This window comes from Mycobacterium sp. SP-6446 (assembly GCF_001954045.1).
Lineage (GTDB): Bacteria > Actinomycetota > Actinomycetes > Mycobacteriales > Mycobacteriaceae > Mycobacterium.
On sequence record NZ_MBEM01000211.1, the window covers coordinates 22,117 to 42,247 of the forward strand.

The 20,131-nt window shown below is 66.2% G+C and carries 1 protein-coding gene (cut by a window edge); it reads right to left on the bottom strand.

Annotated features, from left to right (window positions below; genetic code table 11):
• On the bottom strand, positions 1-20,005 hold part of the coding region annotated (locus A5736_RS19005; RefSeq protein ID WP_139333420.1) for a LuxR C-terminal-related transcriptional regulator (this coding region is incomplete at its 3' end). The annotated region extends 22,116 nt beyond the left edge of the window; 20,005 of 42,121 annotated nt are visible.
• Between the last annotated feature and the right edge of the window lie 126 nt (positions 20,006-20,131).

Here is a 20,131-nt window from a genome sequence, read left to right on the forward strand (position 1 = left end):
CCACGCGGCCGTTCACGCTGACTTTCGCGACCAATAGCCTTGCCCGTGGCGGTGCCCGGGGATTGAGCAGGTCCGGTCGGGTGGCAATCAACTGGTCTAGCTCCCAGGCGTGTCTGCCGGGTCTGGCCGCGAGAACCAATTCACCCTCGGCCCGGTAGTGGACGGCACCGGGGGACAGCCGTATGCCGCCCGGCCTCGATCGCATGACCGCATCGATGACCTGCCGACACGCTGACTCGTCGACGGCGTCGGCGGCGGCGATCAGTCGCGCCCGCCGCTCGTCGGTGTCGCTCACGGGCGGATCCGATGACGCGGGCCACTGCTCGGCCGCGCGGTGCGCGGCCTTCAACTCGGGCCGAAGATCGCCCAATTCTGCTGGCGTCAGCGGGGGACGGTCCTCGGCGGACAGTTGCGGGGCCTCGGGCCTCGAGCCCTTGGAGCGCCGGCGAGACATCCAGTCACGAACGTCACCAATCCCACCAATCCACGGCAACGCGCGCGTACCGTTTGCCGCAGCGGTCACAAGTTCGGTCAACCGCCAATCGGCCCTAGCGGTCATCTCGCCGAAATGTTGCGCCAGCGGACTGCCGTCCGGTGCCAACCTCCAAAGGCCGGTGTCGGTCTGCTCCACCAGTACCGGGACCGCGCCGAAGTAAGTGACGTCGACGTTCCGCTGTGTTGCCCCGGTGGGATCGTGTCTGCGCGGCAGCGGAAATGGACCGGTCATGACGCCGTACACGAGCCGTGCCGGGTCATTGGAGGGTAAGTCCGGATCGTCGGCCAGCGCTGCCGATGCCGCTTCAAACACGCTGTCGGCGTTCGCAGTACGAATCCGGTTCAGGATCACGCCGGACGAGCCGTCCCACCACATGGGGCGTTCCCCCGCGGCTCGCCGCCCCAGGTACTCAGCGAGCAGACGATCTCGCGCCGCCTCGAGGTACCGCAGTCGCGTATTGCGTTCCATTTCGGCTGCGTCGTCGGAGTCCAGCCCCGTGACACCTGCCCGACCGGCCTCATCGCGGGTCAGTTCCCGGTACCAAATTTCCCGCCTCGACCAGAGCACATCCCGGTATTCCGGGTAACGCCTTGCTAATTCGCGCAGCGCTTCGATGAGATGCGGCCGCTCCCACGAATCCCTCCCCAACGTGCCGTCGGCGGCCCCGGGTGGAGCAGCGATGACCAACAGCACCGGCATAGATGCCTCGAACAAGCGCGCCACATGGTCAGTCAGGACCTCTCCGCCCACCGCCCGGACCTGGTCGGTAAGGTGCCGGCGGGCATCGGCTCGATCAGCCGCATCCGCGAACCGCGTCGCAGCGATGCGGTAGTCCTCCGCCAGCGCCGCTAGCTGCGTGAGACGTTCGATGTCACGACCGCTGAGTCCTTGCTGTTGATACTGTTCGGCCAGGTACTCGGCACGGGCCGGAGCGTCGTGGACGGCGGCGATGAAACGGTCCGCGAACACCCACTTTGCCTGGGCAGCCGTGCGCTGCTCGTGCAGAGCGTCGTCCAACCAGTCGACGGTGTCTAGGCCGAACGAACGCGCCAGCTCGTCGCGCTCCCTCCGCAACCACTCGACGTAATTCGTGGTCGGCTGTAATGGCCTGCCGTCGCGATCGACGGCGATGCCCTGAATAGGGGGCAATCCCGTCGGCATCGCGGTCGAATATTCCTGCACGCCAACGGTTCCCGGCACGACGACAACAGGCAGGCCGTCGCGCAGACGGACCGAATACTCGCGGTCACCGTCTGAATATCGTTCCCGCACAAGCAGCGTTGCGTCCGCGTCGAGCTCGGCGAGGTGCTCGACAAGCTGCGCACGTGTCGCGAATTTGTATACACGGCCCCGGCTTTCGGGTCCGCCGACCTGTGGCCGGTCCCCGGGGTCGACCGCCCAGCCGTAGACCACTGGCTCCGCCGGGTCCACCGGATCCTCCGGCGAAGCCTGTTCGGTTTCTACCGCGTCGTCACTCCGAGGCGGAGGAAGCTGCTGGGATTCAGGCGGCGGGGAGTCGGACTGCGGCCGCTCTGGTCGGAAGAACGCGGCGGACAGCTCAGCGGTAACGATGTGGCTAAAGGGTACGAGCGAAACCGCGCCGCTCGTCCGATCCACCCAAACGCTCCTCGATCCGTATGAGCCGGGAGGATCGACGAGAAGATACCGGATGTCCTCGCCATCGATCCGTTCGGTCACCCAGGCCACAGTGCCTGGCAGCCGCTCCCGCAATGCCACCCGCAAGTTGAAAGGCGCCCGACGCGTCTCGGCGCGAGCGTCCAGATCGGCCGCCGCCCACCCGAGGGGCGCACCGCCGGGCCATTCGGGCGGGTCATCGCCGACCGGATCGGATGGGTCATCGATGAGCATCGCAATCTCCGCCCGCCGCACGTCTAGCACCGCTTGCCGGTATTCCGCCACCGCAGATTCCAACTTCTGCAGCGCCTGTCCCGTCTCCCGATTCGGTCCCGGGGAGCCCTGTCGTCGGTCGGCGATCCCATCGTCGAGAGACTCGATGGACGACGCATCGATACCCAGCCCATTCGCCCGACCCCGAACATGATGGCCCTGCGCGACCAGCCGCACCACGGCCGACGTGTGCGCGGCGGACAGTTGGCCAAGTCGTCGATACTCGGCGGCAGCAGCCTCGACCGCGGAGGATTCGCCTTCCCGACGCGCCGCCTCCAACCGGGCGTACGCCCCGTCCAACCGGCGCGTGAACCGCACCATCCGCCGGGCCGTTTCCGGCTCCACCACACCGATTTGCGCCGCAAGCGCCGTCCCGGGACCTAACACACTCACGCGATGTACCGGTTCGCCGTTGGGGTGGTACTGGACGGCATGGACGTCGGCCGTGCCGCTTCCGGTCCCGGCCGCATCGAAAGCGCCTGCCAGCCGGCCCATCTCGATGGCCAGCACTTCGCCGAGGTGGTTCACCAGCGCATAAACCCGGCTACCGTCGACGACAAGCGCGCCGCGACGGTGGCCGGCCAATCGTTGCTCGTCGGTCGCGGGCTGACCCGGCGCACCGCCCAACAATCGCTGCGCCAGGTGAATGCGACCGGCCTCGCCCCGGCCGAAGTATTCCGCGTGCCCATCAGCCCACTGCGATATGTCCGCGATGCTCGCGTTCTCGCCCAAATCGTCTCCGGGCTGCGGCCGCGAACTCGTACCCCACGCGCTGCGGTAGTAGCCCCCAAGCCAACGTGCCGCCGCTACCGCCTGTTCGGAAACGCTGCGGTGCGCGATGCTGGAACTGCGCAATTCGGGCAGCGGCTCACCCGCGAGGCGAGCGGTTTGAAGAAGTGAAGACCATTCGTCGGCCGCTGAAAGGACATCCCGCGTGCGGACTGCTACGTATTCACCCCCTGTGGTCGGGTCGGACACGGCCGCCGCGATCGTGACTGTCCGCGCCCTCGTTGCCGGATCATCGCTGACCATGACGGTGAGTATGGCCTCCAGCGGGGACCGGTTCGCGACCTCTTGCAGACATGCGTGGATGGCGCTCGGCACCCAAAAGTTGTCTTCGTTGTGCCCCTCGATCAGGGGGGCGAGGCGGCGCTGGAGGTCCGCGACTTGAGATGCGGTCGCCCTGCTCTTGAGGGTCGGCTGGACGCGGAACGCCGCACCACCGACGAGGATGTCGACATCGACGGTGCCGCCCCCTCGATCGAGCCGCCAGTGCGCATTGACCCGACTCGGGTCGAAAGCGTAGAACTCGGCGACGATGTCGCGATCGCCGACAAATGGAGCAAACGAAACAACTGTGGACTCTACGACCGATCCTAAGGCGCTCGTGCCCGTAACTGCGTAGCCGACTTCGACCCGCACTTCGTAGGTCTGCATTTCGTAACTGCCGTCGGCTGTTTCGTCGACGAGCACCCTCACCGTCGGTGACATGCCGCCCTGTTCCACCAGGCGCGCTGTCGCCTTCGCAATCCCAGTTGCCGCCTCCGGGTTCGCGATGGCGGCGATCGGCTCCGGTATCCGGGCAACATCACTAACCCCGTCCTCAACGTGCTGCAGCGCAGCGGGGTAGGCAGTGCCGTCGGCATGGATGCGAGCCTCGACGAAAACCTTGCCGTGCCCCACAACGACCGTTGCCACGATGTCTCCGTCGCTCCCGAATACTGCCGCGCGCAGGATCGGATCCCGGCCCAACACCGCCCCACGCAAATTGGGATCCCCACTACTCCACAGCCAAAGGCGGCCGGGCTCGTGTTCGCGAATATTCGGATAGACCAACGAGACGACGCGCACGACGGCACTTTCCGCCAGACGACGGCGCCGCGCCGAAGGCCACCAATCGGTCTTGGCCACCACAGCGTCGCGCACCGCCTGTGCGATTTCCGAGGAGCGCGGGTGAGCCACCCAGCCCAACTCAACCTCGGTCGGATGATCGTCATCGGGTTCGGACTCGACCTCCAAGTCGTCCTGCTCGCCGGCGGCGGCCATGCGAAGCGATGCGTCGTGGGCGGACTGGATGTGTTGAACCTGCGATCGCGTGAAGTAGGGCCGCAGCTTGGCACCCGCGACCCTCAGCAACTGCCCGCGATCCGCCACCGGCCCACCATCGACACCGTCAACAGCCAAGGACACAACCGGTGGCCGATGCTGCCCATCGAGGCGAAAACCTATCTGCAGCACACCAACCCGTACACCATCGCGCGAAACCGCAGCGCGCAAACCAATCACACCGCCATCCGGATTCGGCGACCACACACCGTCAAACTCGAACAAAAACTCCCCGCGCTCCCCGTAGCAGCCAGACAAATCCTCAGCAAGCCACCCAACAAACGGACCCTCCGGATCAGATCCCATCGCAGCAAAAACTTCCGAAAGTGTGCTCGCATACTCAGGATTCGCCTCACGAGCCCCGACCGGCTGTTGCCGATAGCGTTCGCAAACCTCGATCTGCTGGGACAGCGTCACCAGCTGGGCGCGTCCTGCATGCAGCTCGCCCAGGACACGTTCGACGTAGCGTTCCGCGGTCCTGACACTAATGACCATCTGGTCGGCGATTTGTTGGCTGTTGAGGCCTTTGGCCAGCAGCCAAAACACCTCGCGGTCGCGGCTATTGAGGCCAAACACGCTCTTGCGCAGGGCTATTGGCGCCGGGACCGCAACCGCCAGTTTCCGCTGGAAGGCGATCGCTACGGCCGCTGCCCGGCTGGCTGCACCCAGCTTTCTCAGCATGCGTTCGATGTGGGTTTCCGCGGTTCGCTGCTCGATGACTAATCGATCGGCAATCTCTTCGTTGGCCAGCCCCTCGGTGACCAATAGCTCCAGCACCTGCACTTCGCGGCGAGTCAAGCCCGCCCGCCGGGCCTCCTCGAAATTGACATAGGCCGGTCGGTTTCGCGCGGACGGCGACGGCCCGGCGCCGCTGGAGACGCCGGACCTGGCCGGTTGCGGGCCCTGCGGGCCCTCATCTTCAAGCTCGGAGCCCACCGGTGTCGCGTCGAGCACTCTGCGCCCTTCCAGATACGCGGCCAGCGCATCCGGGCCCAAAATCTCCGCCATCTCGGCCTCAAACCGAGCCCGCTCGGACGCGACGCCCAGGTCGTCTCCGCCATCAGCCATGTTCGCGCGGGGGCCGGTGGCTTTGTCGTTTGGGTCGCGCTGCGCCGACGCGGCGTCGGCTTCGCCACCGCTGCCCTCGGCTGCAGCCTGAGCGTGATCCTGCGGGTGCACCGACTCATGCGGGTCCACCGGCGAAACCTGTTGCGCCGGTGCCTCATCGCCGTCGTCGTTTGCCTGGGCGTCCTCGCCCGCGCCATCGGCGTGTCCGTCGAACCCGCGCGTTGGGGCTGGAGGCTGAGGAGCGCGCCGACTCGGCGCGTCGGGCTCTTCTATCGGGTTACCGGCGTTGGCGATGTCCGCATAGATTTGTGCTAGGCCCATGGCCGTGTCGACAAACGACTCGAAACTCGCCGCAATCGCACACAGATCCTCGTCGCTGACCCCGGCGGTTTTCATGTCCTCCAGCGCCCTGCCGAGCCGACTGGGATCCATCAACAACCCAGCGGCGTGGTCGGTTTCAATGGACCGAAACGCCCCCTCACCCGTCAAGGGATAGGTGCCGCCTTCGCCAAACTGGTTGGCGGGGACCACCACACGCCACCCGTCGGGCCCCAGCTCAACCCGCTGCCCTTCACCCGCCTTGGCCGGGGTCCTGATGATCGGCAATCCTCGCTCGGTGGCCAATTGCCCCAACCATTCGTCATCCCAAGCGCTGATCGGTCCTGCCGCGCCGTCAGAACTCTGCACCTGCGGAATGACCACACCGACGATTTCCACACCGGGTCCGAACCTGCTATTCACCCGGACCGGGGCGCCCTTTCTGCGCTCTTCGGCCATGAGTTGGTCGCCGGTGCTACCGAGGCCGTACCCCAGATACAGGTGCTGCGAAGGAATCCCGACAAGTAGTCCTGCGTGCTCCGGCGGATGTTCGGCGTCGATGAGAACGGGATCATGAGACATCGCGTCCGGGTCCGGGTCATACCCGCCGCGGACGCCAACCCGGTCGGGATCACGAACAAAGACATCCTCAGGAGTCGAGCTAGCTACCCGAGAATCCGGGCCCAGCAATTCGCGAAGCTTTCCGCCTCGCGTGCTCAACGGCACCATCGCATATCGCCAACCGGGGCCATGCTCCCGGGGATCCGTAACCCCCAGCAACCCGGACGACGAATCAGCATCTGGGGGAACAAGATCCGGCAGCGGATCAGACTGTGGCGTCGCATCCGCGGCCGACGCATCCGCAGCGGCGGGGGTGTCGCTGCCGCTGGAGCCGCCGGCCCTAGCCGGCCACCGGGCTCCCCTGACGCGGGACCCACGCGCACCTCGGCCGAAGAACACATCCTCGGGGGCGCGAGGCGCATTGCGCCATTCGTCCGGACCGAAACCGCCCAGTCGACCGCCGACCGGCGGCGCATCGAACACCGCGCGACGGTCTGCCTCGGAACGGGACTCGTTAGCCGAACCGAACGCCGTCTCAAGGAGTTCCTTGGCCCTGTTGACGCGGTCACCGGCCGTGGCTTCATCGGTCCCCAACCGCTCAGCAACCATCTCAAGAGATTGCCCGAGGAACATATGGTCGAGAATCGTTTCGATCTCTTCGGCCGACAGCCCGACCAACGTGGCGCGAACCAAGCGCAGCACTGCACTGTCACTGACTTCCTGCTCCACCGCGGAGTCCGCGGCCTGGTTCGTCGCCGAACCGTCCTTGCCGATCGGGCGCTCAATCACGGCACGCGCGAACTCAACCAGCTCCAACGACAAACCAAGCGCCTCGGCTACCGCGGAATCGTTCGGGTAGCGGCCCTGTTCCTCGAAACGCCCGTCGCGCCAGGCGCGCACCGTTGCCACCAAGTGGTCAGCCCGCCCTAGATATGCATCTTCGACGCCGATCCGTATTACGGCCTGCCGCGCCTCCTCAACCGTGTACCCCAAAGCCTCAATCCACCGCTCAGCAAGCTTCGCTGACGGCCGAATCTGGCCCGACTCCACACGGTAGACATGGGCGTTAGACACTTGGACCCGCTTGGCTAGGTCGGCCCGGGACAAGCGGCGCCCCTCGCGGATATCGGGCAGCCAATACCGCTGGAAGTAATCGCACTCGATCAACACCGTCACCGCCGTCAGCGGAAAGAAGTGGTCAAGCACCACCCGCAGCGCCATGCCCCGCAACCCCACAGCCACAGCCAGCCGCCTAGCAACGTCCCTCGACGGTTTGCTACCCCGTCTGACCGAATCGACCACGGACTTGCTCAGCTGGGCGCGCCCGGCCAAGGCGGCCTGAGACAAGCCGAGCGGCTCGCAGCGGTCGCGGAGATAATCCCAGAACCCGCCCGGATAGGCTGCCAACGTTTCTGCTAGGCCGGCAATGTCTTCGGGCATCCTGGCGCGGTCCCTTGAGGGGGTTGCGGAACGGTCTGGTCTAGATGAAACTGCGGCGGGGTCGCTCGTCAGCTTCGTCTTCGGGGCCGCCTGGGCCGGGCGCGTCGGCGAAGCCCCCCGCGCGTGGACCGCGGGCGTCAACGGTAGCTCGCCCACCTCGTAGGCGCGCACCACCACCTGGGTGTTGTCGTGGTCGTCTGTCAGGCCGAGGGCCGCCTTGATTAGGCGGATCCGTAGTTGAACTCTGCGCACCGACACGCCGTACCCCGCGGCGAGGCCTCGCTCGGTAGCCCCGGCGGCCAGCAACGCGACCAGCTTGCGCTGGCGTTTGGACAACAGCCCCGGGCCCGGCGCGTCTTTGGGCGCCTGTACCCAGCCGCGGTCGTGGGCAATCGCGGCCAGCTGAGCAAGAGTGAGTGCGCCATGCCTCCTGGCTGCGTCCCGGAGGATCCTGCGAACGTCTGCTACGACGAATCCCGTTCGGTCGGCGATCTCTTGGACGTTGCAGCCCTGAGCCAGCAGCCTCACCGGTTCTGCTCGCCAACTCTCGTAGATGATCCTTACGAGGTAGGCGCGATTGCCGTTGCCTACGCCCAGCTTGTGCAGCACGTCGCTGACGTAGTCACGTACGGATTGCTCACTGATGTTCAACCAGCCGGCGATCGCTTTGGTTGTGTAGCCCTCGACCGCCAGCAAAAGCACATCGCACTCGCTTGGGCTGAGGCGTTTCCTCAACGGTTCCGACAGGTAGACGTGGGAACCCGGATCCATTCGGCTGCGCCAGAAGAACACCGCCAGCTGGGTGCGGTCATGTGCACCTAACTTCGTCAGCAAGCCGTGGACGTGATCCTTTACGGTATTGACCGTGACGCCCAACCGCTCGGCGATCGCCTGGTTGCTGCGGCCCTCGGCCACCAGCGACAGCACCTGCTCTTGACGGCGGCTCAGGCGTGGCAGGCCCTGCTGGACCGGCGACGTCTGCTTGGGTGGGCCGGATTGCGGCTCGCTGGTCGGTTTATCGCCGCCGCCGGAGACGCCGGACCGTGCCATCGGTCCCCGGAAGCGGGATCCACGCGCACCTCGGCCGAGCCTGTCCTCGGGGTCCTCATGGTCGCGAGGCGCATCGCGCTTATAGCGTTCTCCCGAGAAGTTGCCCAGTTTACCGGCCGCCCCGGACGGGGCGGGCCGCAGCCAGCTCACCGCCTGGCCTGGGTCGTTGACAGTGATTGCGTCGACCCCGAGGCTCTGGCAGTATTCCGCGTCGCGGCGCGCGGTGTGCCCAAATTCGCTTGTCCGGCATGCGCAGATGAGATCCAGGCCTGCCTGATGGGCCTTCTCGACCAAGAAGGGACGCGAGCGAAGCTCCGCGATGTTGACGGTTATGGCTGATGCACCGACGCGCTTCGCGGCGGCGAAGGCCTCGGGCCCGCTGCCCCACATCAGCGCGGTCGGCACGTCGGGGGCGGCCTGGCGGACCTGCCAGAGCGAATCGTGCCAAGGCGAATAGACTACCGCCCGGGATTCCTCCGGAGATCCGGGCGAGGCCATGCCATATAGGTTGAGCAGCCGCACCAGCTCCTGCTCGAGTGCCCGCGCGTACTTCGGGGCGCGGTTGAGCACGCGCGGCACTTCGCGCACGTAGGCCCCGCCCTCCTTCGGTGGCTTGGTCTCGATCATGAGCGTAACCGGCCGGGGATAGTCACGGACGAAGCTCAGGAGCTCCTCCAGAGTGAGCAGGCCGGTGTCGCCGTATACGGCGCCGGCCTGCGTGCTCGGGTGGTCGGTGCCATATTCGAGTGCCCGCAGCTCGGCCAGCGTCAAGTCGGCGACAAGGCCGGTACCAGTGGAGGTGCGGTCCACTTCTCTGTCGTGGATGACAACCAGATGCCCATCGCTGGTGAGCCGGATGTCGCATTCGATACCGCCTGCGCCCTGCGCCAGCGCCAGTTCGTAGCCCGCCAGGGTAAGCTCCGGACGATCAAACGGCGACCCGCGGTGTCCCACCACCAACATTTCACCGCCGGGTGCCCGCAGCACCGACGTGTGCGCGGGGCGCTCCGAACGCCGCAACGGCCCGAATGCCCAATGTACCTGCGGGACGGTGGGATTGGCGCCCTCCGCCGCCTCGGTTCTCCGCGCGGCGGTCACGTCCACGAGGTCGCGGTAGAGCGCGCTTTGGCCCAGTCTTATTGGCCGAAGGGCCGCGTCCCGCACCGGCTCGCGGTCCGGGCGTGCCCACAACATCCAGGAGTGGGTATCAGCCGACCGCAGATTGTCGAGCACCGCGGGCGGGAAGGCATCGACATTGGGCAGCCGACCTCGCCTGTCGGCTAGCAACTCGACCGGTCGCTTGAGGGGGTCCCCACCGCTGAAGATGAGACGACCGTGGCGGTCGAATGTCCATATATGCGGCTCAGCTATCCCGGCCTCAGCGGCGGCCGCGGCGACGCTCTCAATCTTCTTGTCGACCTCGTCGACGTCGGCCACAAACCTGTGCTCTGCGGCGGTGAGCTTCCTGCCGCCGCGTTGCTGCAACAGCAACCCGTGGCGGTAATTTTGGAGCCGCTCCAACGTTAGTTCATTGGCTTTGTAGCGCGCCCCTGTCGGGAAGCCGCCGTTGCCAACGAATTCCGAGTAGTTGTCGATCAACGCACGCTGCTCTTCGCCGGTCAAGGTCAGCCACGCCCTGGCGTCGGCCGCTGACTGTTCGACACGTTCCGTGGCAGTGCCCTGTTTGTTCAGCCGCTCTTCGACCGCCTCCGGCGAAAGCGGCGGATCCCACTTCGTCGACAGCGCATCGCACGCCAGCTCGCCGCCAGGATCGATCCCCGCCGGCACATCACGCCAACGCTCCGCTGGGCCGCGCTCGCTAATGGCCTCCTCGGGCACGGCGTCGCTGGGTCCGCGCGCAAGCCAGCTGATGGCTCGCTCCGAAGTGTCGGTGCCAATGAAGGGGACACCGAGATCGCTGACGTACTGCAGATCGCGCGGCTCGTTGACTACCCAGGTGTAGGTGACCATGCCCTCGGCGGCCGCCAGGTCGACGAGTTCGGGGTACGCGCGGAGGGTTTGAATGCTGGGCCCCAACGCGGTGGCCCCGACGGCCTTTGCCACATCCAGGGCACGCATCGCTAACGCCCGCGTCGCGGCGTTGCCAAGCGGCGGCACCAGATACGCGGTGGGCAACGTTGGTGCGAGCCTACGCACGAGCTTCAACCCGTCCGGGAAGAACCCAATCACCGCCGCGCGGAACTGGTCCGCCGGTGCGGGCTTAGCCAGGCCATGGCGCTGCAGCAGCGCCACCAGCTCGCGTTCGACACCGTAGAACTTCAGACGCGGGAGGAAATGCTTGATCTCTAAGAACAGCGTCACCTGCCGATCGGGATCGTAGCTGTGCACCCAGTTCTTCACCTGCTGCACCCACTCGTCACCGGTGAGTATCCGATCGCCGAAATCGAGTTCGCTCAGCTGCGCCAGGGTCTTGCCCCGCACGAAGCCCCTGCCATCGGAGGTGCGATTCACCCACGGGTCGTGGATGAGGACCACGTGCCCATCTTTGGTGAGGTGAAAGTCGCCCTCCAGACAGGTCGCGCCCTGCACCAAAGCCAGTTCATAAGCGGCCCAAGTGTTCTCAGGCCGATCGGCGGAGGCCCCACGATGGGCGACCACCGACGGCCGGGTATCCCGCGACACCCATACGGACTTGCCCCGAGTGCGGTCCGCTCCGTTAGTGGTACGCCCCCTGCTCGACGGGGAACCCAGCGCGTAGACGTGGATCTCGGCGCGCGGCTCGCCCAGGGCCCTACGGGCAGCGTGGAACGCCGCAAGGTCAGCGTAAAGAAGACCGGTGTTCTTGGCGACGCAAATGACGGCGGCCGCCGACCCCTTCTGTTGGTCCAGCCGCAGTTGGTCAAACACGGGGCCGAAATCTGTCTCCCACATCCGGTCGATCGGCTCTCTAACGATCCACCACGACACCGTCGTCGCCCTGAAACGGTCGTCGCCAACGACGATCATGGCCCGCCCATCACCGTCAACCGCCTTGGCATAAAACTTCGCCCATTTCGCATCGCCCACCCCGGCGCGCTCGCCGGCCAGATCGAGCTGAAGCTTCGCGGCCTCGACCCAGAACACCCGCCGCGTGAACTTCCGTATTGCCTTGCGTTTCGCACGCGTCGCGCTGGGCAGCTCGGACTGTAAACGATTGGCACGCTCCACAGCATGCTTGTGCCTGCGGCGAAACGCCGCGTCGTTGACGTTATCTCGGCCGAATACGCCATTGATCATTGCGAGCGTATGTTGCGCGATCAGCGCGTCGATCTCGCCCGGGGCGAGCTTGGCCATCCACACAACATTCGCGGCCGCCACCACGGCGGCCTGCGCCGCGTCACCCGGCCGAGCGACCCACTCGTTCGCTGGCGACGTCGGCATCCGCTTGTCCGACGCCCGTTTCGCCAACTCCCGCTGTGTGTCAAACCGCGAGTCGCCGGGCGCTGCATCGGCCGGTTGAACCGGATCCGGCGGACCATCACCTTCACCCGACCCCGCTCCACGATCCTCAGTGACTTGGTCAGCGCTGCGGTCGCCCGAAGGCGACAAAGAGGCTTGCCCGTCACGCGCCGCGTCGACCGGATCCTCCGCTGCAAGTGCGGGATTCGGCAGGGTCTCCGGGAGCGGCACAGACGCGTAGACAAGCCGGACCGGCGCCACGGCGTCGATAGCCCTGTCCGTCGCCTCCTTGCCTTCCAGGCCGGGCGCTGTCATCGGCGGACCAGTATCCGGCCGGTCCTCGCCGAACAAGGAGGGTTGGGCCTGGATGGGCATTCCGGCGATCACCGCACGCCTGAGTGCCTCGCTGGTCTCCATCTTTTCGGCGACGTCGTAGTCCGTCAGCTCGCTTCCCGGCGTGGTGCGCACCAGCACGCGATCGGGCTGAACGGTCACTTGGGTGCGTGTCCAGAACCGTTTGCGTGCATCAGTTTTCGGCGTGCCGATAACCGCCTTGATCAGCCCTTCTGCACTCTGCTTTCTGGTGCCGTCGGTTTCGTCGGAAGAGGTGCCTTCCGGCTGTTCGGCCACAACAGAATCCAGTCGGTAGATTCCGCCTCGTCCGGTCGAGACGCTCAGCGCGTATCGGGCCACGTGGTCATCGTCGTCATCCTCGCGACGCACGCGGGCCACGATGTCGCTGCTGCGGGCGGCGTTGATGTCGGCGGCTAGCTGCGACAGACTGCGCTCGCCGGTCGGTGCCTCATGCACAAAGTGCACCGCTCGCGCAGCGCGATACTTCCTTCTGGCGGCCGCCGCCTCGATGTCGCCCTGTTGAGTGATGACAACGCTGACTTCATCTTTATCTGGCAGATCGGCATTGCGCGTGATGACGGTGACGCCCGGCGGAATCTCCGATCCAGGGATCGGCTGCCTTGCAACGACATACACCGTAGCCACCGCTTGGGCGAGCCCGCGGCACAGATCGCGCACCAATTCCCAATCGTGTGCGAAAACGAGCACTCGCTGGTCTTCGACGCGAGGACCCGAGCTTGCGTCGTCCGCCGGCGCGCTGTCTACCGGCACCGGGACGGAACCATCCTCGTGTTCCGATACCGGCGCGCCCGCCGCGGGAATGGCCGAGGCATCGCCCGACTTTTCCGCAGTGCCCTCAGACGTTGCGTCCTGTGCCGCCGTCGGGTCATCGGTCGGCATTGCCCCGTCGACCGTCGACGTGCCCCCACCACCGGGCGAAACGACGGGCGCCGTAGCCTCGGTCGGCGGTTTCGCTGCGAGATCGGCTCGCGCGTCATTCGTTGGGCCTGACGGGCCGGAAGTCGAAGTGGGACTTGATGAACCCGCTGGTGTCGCTGTGGAATTGGGGTCGGCTGCGGCCGCGCGCACCTGGTGCAGAGTCTCTGACGACGGCGGGGTCCGTGGCGATGGGATTGTCGGGCTGGCCGGCTGGTCGGAAGCCTTCTGGCTGACCGTGTCCGCGGGTGGTCCGCGACCCGGTGTCGGCTGCGTCGTCAGGTTGAGCTTGCCCTCCTGAAGCATGGACCGCAACTGCGCGGCCAGTTCTTGGTTCATACCGAAGTTTGCAGGCGCTGTGAGGTTCTGCTGGGCGATTTGCCGGATCTGCGGAATGAGGTCGAGGAGCTTGCGATCTGCTGCGACGCGGGCCTGTTCGGCGGCGTGGAGATCGGCGGCCGTTTGCTCGGTAGGATCGGCGCGATGGGCGGCCTCGGCATCGGCGTAGGCCTTGGCGGCGTCCTCGGCGGCACCCTCGTAACGGGTGATGGCGAGCCCGATCTCCGGATCGCGGACCTGGGTGAAGGCGTCGTCGTCGGGTGACAGACAAAACAGGACTTCGCCAGGGTCACCGGCGCGGCCCACGCGGTTCTTGAATTGGGTGTCAACGACGTCGGTGATCCCGGAGCGACCGTCGATGAGCAGGAATATGCCGTGCATTTTCCCTTGCTCGCTCAGTTCCTTTACCTCGTCGCTGACTCGGTAGTCGGTCCCGCGCGCCCCCGTCGCGGGCACGAGCACTACCCTGCCGCGAAGTACATATGCTCTGCCGTCGGCATCACGGTAGACCTGGCCCCTGTATTTAGGGACGTCGGCTTCGTCGATATATAGGCGGTACGCGCTACCGGCCAATCTTTTGATGTCGGCTTCCATCTGCTCACGCCATCTAGCACCGTGCTCGAACTGATAATCCGCATCGCCGATCACATCGTGCGGAATGTTCATGGCTGTCAACAACTTTGCCAGCGCCGCAGGCTTGTCGTCGCGGTCGGCGCCGTATACCACCGGCTGGCCCTTTTCATGAAGACTTTGGATCTTTTCGGCGACCCACCCCTGCTTGGCGTCCTGGTTATCGAACACCATGTCGCCGTGGTCGATGACATCCGACGGGTTGAACTTTTCCACCCGTACCACCGGTCCCATCCGGTCATAGTTTTCGGCCACCACCTCCGAGGATTCGCTGGCCGTCCCCGAGATCAATGCGATCGCGTCATCCCGGCGTATTTCGTTGTAGTACTGCTGGGAGGTGATCTCGGTGCTCGATTCGGCGTCGTGGCGAATCGGCACGCCCTCCCTGCCCGCCGTGCGCTCAACCACGTTTTCCTTGGCCTCCAGCGCCTTGTGAATGTCGTTGGTAATCCGGACATCACCACTCTGCTCCTCGAAGTTGGTGCGGACCTCGCCGTTGATCCGGTCGATCAGATAAATCATCCCGTCGCGCACTTTGTAGTCGATATCGCGCCGGTACTGGTATTCCGCGATGGCGTGCTTGACCACATCGTCCACCCCGATGTCCTGTCTGCCCTGCTCGGTCAGCACACGTTGGATTTCGGCTCGGCCTTCGTCGGTCAGCTCGACCTTGCCGTAACCACATTTAGGCACACCGAATGTTTCTGCCGAGAAACGTCCACTGGCCGTGTTGGCGTCGAAGAATTCGCGTGCGGAATTGAATTGGTCGCGCACCTCGTCGCGGGCTAACTGGGCAGCACCCTTGGATATTTTGTAAGTGGTGCCGACCCGGTCTCCCCCGCCGCTCCAGACTGTCGCTTCGTCACCCTCGTCGATCACATTGGGGCCCTTGGGGACAGGGTTGTCCTTCAGATGGCTGAAGACCTCGGTATTGGCATCCATCAGGTAGATCGCGCCACGGTCTTTAAGCCGTTGCCTCACGGGCGCATCTGCGTTGTCGCGGTAGTAAACATCGATGCCGTAGTCATTGCTCAACGCCTCGCGGTATTCGATGAAACTTTTGGCGGCCAGCGACGAGCGCGACGTCGTCATCCGAACCGACAACCCCTGCTTCTCCTTGGCCACCTCGACGGCCTTCGCGACGGCATAGATCACCCCACTGACAGACTTGCCCTCGCCACACCCCATGTTCACCGAGCACAACCTGCCGCCGGCGTCGGTACCGACCACCAAAGCCAGCTCTTCCTGCGTGAAATAGACATCGGCCTCGGGAGGCAACAGACGCCGAGCAATCTCGGTGGCAGCCATCCTGCTGTTGGTTGGGTCATTGCCCCACAACAGTTCCCGCAGCCGGGCCGGCGTCGCTTCGCCCAACTTGAGCATCCTGCGCAATTCCTGCAGCGCACCGGCCGCCGCCTTGCCCACCGACCCGCGATGCTCATCGACTCCGTCATTGGCTTTGTTCCAATCCAGCAAGCCTTCGTCGAAGGCGCGGATGTACTCCTCGCCGGCCACCTGCGCCTCAGCCACTAGGTCGCCTGACGCCTCGCGCACCACGGCCTGGTAGTTAGTGTCAGCTGCCACGGCCGCCGCCTCGGCCTGCTCGAGCTGCAGGCGCGCCTCCTCCACCAGCTCGTCACTGGCAGCGCGTCTGTGACCCGCCAACACCGCGTCGAGCTCCCTTTCCTGCTCTCGCACCTGGGATTCGAAACGTTGCCTGCGCCACAGCGCCACCACCTTGTTGCGCTCGGCCTCGGCCTCCGCCAGCGCAGCCCGGTGATCACCCTCGGCCGCCCGAAGCTGCGCCTCGCGCGTGACCAGCGCCTCCCACAACTGCTCAGCGCGGTCCTCGATTTCGGCTTTGCGCAGCGCAACTTCCTCGGGCCGCGGCTTGACACCCCGCTCCTTCGCCTCACGCACCTCGTTGTCAAGCAGCCCTTTACTTACGTCCAAATCCTTGGTTGCGTCCTCCACGCGCTTTTTGGCGACCGCGATACTCTCCTTCAATTCGCGATCCACCTTGGCGTCGGCCTCGGCCTTGCGAGCATCGTGGACGCGACGGCTGTCGTGCACCGCGTTCTGGGCTATCGCGGCTTCCTCGCGCGCCGCCGCGATGCGCTCGGTGGCCTTCGCCACTACCTGTGCCGTCTTCGCGTCGGCAGCGTCAATCTTCTCCTGCGCCTTGGCCTTCTCGGCCGCGTAGAGCTTGTCCTCCTCGTCCTGCAGCGCCTTGTCGTGGGTCTGCTCAGCCTTCTCAAGATCTTCGATGTCCGTCTGATGCGCTTGCCCGCATAGGATGTCGTCCTCCACCACGTCGGGGTGCGCGTCGTGCGCGGCCTGGAAAGCCGCGTCGACGGATCGTTCCGCCGCATCGACCGCTTGTTTACCGGCCGTCACATCGGCTTGGGTTTCCCTGACGCGCTCGTCGAGTTCCGAAAGGCGTTGCTGGCGAGCGAGTTTCGCTTCGGGATCAGTTTCTGTGGCGATCTCCCCGAACACGCGATTCCGCTCAGCCGTAACGCCCTCAAGGGCCGCCTCCCGTCGCGGCAAGTCATCCTCGGCATCCGCAAGCTCCGCGCGCGCCCGCGGTAACTCCGGCACCCGCTCCTCTAGCTCGGCTAGTGCCGACTTGGACGCGGCCGCACTCTGCTCGCGGTGCGTGCGCGCCCGAGCCACTTGATCCTTGGTGGATTGGACATACGGATCCTCCGAGGCTTTCTCGCGGAGCTCGGCGCGCTTCTTCTCCTCGCGCCAGCCCATCTTCGGCTTCTCCTCGGCGGCGACGTCGCCCGCCCCGACACCCGGCCCGTCGGGCTCGGCCTCGCCCGAATCAGTTTGTTCGTGAGCGTTGCCCTCGTCATCGGCCGTCGCGAGGGCTCGCTGGTTCCTGATCTCGTGGCGCTGCCTGACGGCGGCCCGCAACGCGGCCTCGGCCGCCTTGCGCTCCGCAACGGCGTCGTCGACGGCCTTGCTGCTCTGGTCTAGGTGCGCACGTGCGGAGGTAACCCGGCGCTCCAGCTCTTCGGTCCGCTCTTCGATTGCGATCTGCAGCACCGCTTCGCGGCGCGCCTCCGCCTCCGCGACCAGGCGCCCACCCTCTGCCAGGGCGGCGTTGGCAGAGACGACGCGCCGTTCCAAGTAGTCGAGTCGTTGCTGGTGCGCGGATTGGGCTTCCGGATCCTGCTCTGGGACGCTCTCCCCCAGCGCGAGGTCATGCTTGGCCTTGGCGGCATCTAGCACCTCCTGCCGAATTGCCAAGTCCTCCTTGGCACCTCGCAGCTCCGCACTCGTCGGAGCCAACCGGTCCTTTTCCTCGGCCTCCACTCGCTCCCGCAAGTTGGGCAGCTCCGCGGCACGCTTGGCCGCAGCAGATTCATACTTCTCCCGGCTCTCCGTCAGATCTTCTTTGAGCTGATCCTCCTTCTGCCGGGCAGCGTCGATCACGTCAAGGAAGTCGGCGCGATCCGGGCCTGCCGCCCGCGGCTCTTCGACCGCGGCGACGCGGTCCTCGGCGGCATCCAGGCCCACTGTCTCGGTCCTGGTGTGGTCGCCGGTGCGCTCCCCCGCGACGGTGAGATCGGTGCGGCGGGCAACCGGGGACAACCCGTCACGCCGACCCGATGCCACACGAGCATCGCCTTCGCGGGGGGCGGCGTCGCCGTTGCGGCCAGCCTCCACACGCGACACGGGCCGTTCGCCGGACTCCGGTGTGCGCTCGGCGCGATCCGGTACATACCCGCCGTCGTCCGGTCGACCGGCCTGCGCCGGGCGCTCCACTCCCGTCCCGTCGGAGGGCGCTGTGGCCACCGGGTGTGACGTCTCCGGCACAGGAGTGCCCGACGCGTGCTCCCCACTATCCGGCACGTGGCCGTCGGCGTGCTCACCCGCGGCGTGCTGAAGCTCACCGTGGTCCGCTTCTGAACGAGGTTGCGCGGCAGAGTCAAAGCCCCTCGCGGCGGGCGTTCCGGACGGCGTGGAGCCGGATTCCTCGGGCTGGGGTTGCGCAACCCCAGCCCGCGGGTCCGGGGTATCGCCCGATTGTCCCGGATCGGGACCACGCCCGGGGGCGACCGCCGTTGTCGAGCTCGGTTCGGGCGCCGCGGGCGGCGGGGCCGTCGGTGAATGTGCTTCCGCGGGTACGGCATCCAAGCCCGTGTGCGCGGCCGGCCCCAGCCCGCTATCGCCTCTGACCCGATCGGCGGACGGGGTTGAGGTGGAAGGCCGTGGGCCCGAGGTCTCCACAGCGGTGTGGGATGCGCTGCGACCGAAGGTGGCTCCCTCCGATGGCCGCGTGCCCAGATCACGCGGGACCGGCGCTCCGCCGGCGCGATCAGTGAGGCCGGACGCAAGCATGCTTGGCGTGTTAGCCGAATTACGCTCTGCCACAGCACTATTAACGTGGAGATCGTCCGCATGGGCGGGGAGGTAACCAGCCGGGCTGCGTTCTTCGGAGCGCAGATCGCTCTCGGGCGGGACGCTTTCGGCGGGTTGATGTGCCGATCCAGCCTTGCCGCCGGCCCCCGCGTGGGCAGCGCCGTGGACGAATCCGATGGCGCCCCCGAGCAGGTTCGCGCCAGTTACGTCCCCACCGCCGGTGGCAGTGCCCACCACCATGGCAGCCTCACCGGACAACAGGCCGGCCACCGCACCCTTGGCCATCTGCGCCGCCAGGCCCTCGGCCGGGCCCAACGCCGCACCGGCAAGATGGCCCACCCCCCCGGCACTCAGCTCAGCCTCTGCCATCGACACCGCGGTGTCGAGAACCCGCCCCATATCGATGCCGTCGCGGCGGCCCTCGGCGACCTGAATGGCCTCCATCGCCAGCTCTTGGCCCGCGCCGAGGGTCGCCCCCATCAGGCCCTCGCGGGCCAACCGCGACACCATGGTCTTAGTCAGCGTCTGGCCCAGCGCGGTCGCCAGCCGGCCGAGCACCCCCGACTCCATCTCATCAATCGCCGAGATGGCAGCCTCCTCGGCAGCCGGGATCTCCGACAGCGAGGCACCCCCCGTCCACTCAAAGTTGGCCAGCGCCCACGTGATCATGGCCGCGGTGATCCCCAACGTGGAGATGATCTGCAGTTTGGAGTACTGGATGTTGGTGCCGCCGCTGTCGGCGAGATCTCCCAGCGCCCGCACGGCGTCCACCAGCTTGTCCACCGCGTACTCGCCGTCGAACAACATGTGGAACTGCACGTCGGCGGCCTGCGCGGTCTGGCCCGCCAACACGGCCTGCGTCGCCGAGCGCACCTGCGCCAGCGAGGGGATCAATGCCTCTAACCGATCAGCGATCGCATGCAAAGTGGCCGCGATGCCGCCCATCCGCGTCTCGCTACCGGTCGGCCACGCCGTCCCGGCCAAGTACGCCAACGGCTGCAATGCCGGAGGGATCTGGATATCCATCAACAGACCCCGCGGCAACCAGCGCCGGCTACACAGTGGCTACGCCGATCGGATTGATGAGGCGAATTCGCCGCTTCCGCTACGAAATTCGCGCGGCAATCCCCCAGGCCGGGCGCAGCGCCGATC